General features: G+C 39.0%; 1 protein-coding gene and 1 pseudogene. One reads left to right on the forward strand and one right to left on the reverse strand.

Annotated elements, in window-relative coordinates; translation table 11 throughout:
* A pseudogene (locus C200_RS12290) lies at positions 1-278 on the forward strand (hypothetical protein); the annotation flags it as partial.
* A 60-nt stretch (positions 279-338) separates the two neighbouring features.
* Here the strand turns inward: C200_RS12290 and C200_RS12295 are convergent.
* Positions 339-1,124: a substrate-binding periplasmic protein gene (locus tag C200_RS12295; protein ID WP_016212327.1), complete on the reverse strand. Its 786-nt coding sequence runs from the start codon at positions 1,122-1,124 to the stop codon at positions 339-341.
* Positions 1,125-1,337 lie beyond the last annotated feature (213 nt).

Genomic DNA, 1,337 nt, shown 5'->3' on the forward strand with positions numbered 1-1,337 from the left:
GGGCTGCACAAGCCAATAAGCGCTGGTTCAACATGCCCTTTATGGCCTATCTCATCGACACATTAAAACCAAGGGGTACCATCACCCTAGCCACCAATGAACAATTTTACTTCAACGAAGCCTGCCAACAAGCCCAAGATATCTGGGGACTCACAATACAAGAATCTAGATTACTCCCTCAAAACTTTCCCGCCCGCACACATTTTGAAAAAAAATATCTAGAGCGGCAAGAACACTGCTATCAGCTTATCGCTCAAAAACAGCAGCCAGCATCTTAATTAAGACACTGGCTTTATCACTTAACTTATATTTTTAATATCTTAAATATTATTAATTTTTTATTTTAAATATTTATCTAACAATATTTTTAGCTCGCCATCAGCCTTTAGCTTATCAATACCTTGATCAATTTTTTCTTGCAGCGCTTTAGCATGTTTAGATTTTTTAGAAATAATCATATAAAATTCATTTGCTTTGGCGCCAGGAATAGGCTTATAACCAATATCACCCTCTAAGAAATCTTGACCTATCGCCTTAAACCCTGCCAGCGCTTCAATCTGGGCAATAAAAGCATCACAACGCCCAGCACGCACTTTTTTTGCCACAGAAGCAAAATTCTTCGAGCCTGTATCCAACTGACTTAAGTCAATATTAAATGCTTTATAATTATACCCGGCCAAACCACAGACTTTATACTTAGATAGTGCTGCACCTGAAGTGATGCCTTCTAAACCATTGGGGTGCTTTTTCAAGGAATAAAAGTAAGCGGGTCGCATCTCATAGTACGCTTTCGTATATAGAAAATTTGCAGCGCGCTCGGCATTATAAGACGCATTCATCACCAGGTCATACTTTCCCTTTAACAATTGCTTTAAACAACGCTTCCAGGGAATAAAATCAACCTTAGAGTAACTAAACTGACTACCTTTCAATATTTTATTAATCACATCAATCGAATAGCCTTCACTCACACCAGGCACTTTCTGACCACCATCGCGCTTAATGTAATGAAAGGGCGGCCACTCTGCACCATCTTCACAAATTGCAATATTTTCTGCCGCATGCAAGCTACTGCTTAAACCCGCAGCAATAGCACCCACCCACAAAGACTTCATTACAAACATGATCACACCCCATCAAATATACTTTAAGCCAACCACTAAAAACAAAGTTAAAGTATAGTACAAGCGGAAAAAGTTAAATTGCTAGCACACAGATTATCCAATGTAGCTTAATGGCTTAAACCCAACCAAGGCAAGTATAACTAACAGCTCTTATATAATAAATTAGGGGCTGGCTCCCTAACAAATTAAATGCTAGGCTCCGTTGACATTTCC

Source organism: Piscirickettsia salmonis LF-89 = ATCC VR-1361 (assembly GCF_000297215.2).
GTDB classification, from domain to species: Bacteria; Pseudomonadota; Gammaproteobacteria; order Piscirickettsiales; family Piscirickettsiaceae; genus Piscirickettsia; species Piscirickettsia salmonis.

Coding starts and splice junctions, on each gene's coding strand:
- C200_RS12295 (WP_016212327.1), bottom strand. CDS start 1,124: ATGTTTGTAATGAAGTCTTTGTGGGTGGGTGCTATTGCTGCGGGTTTA.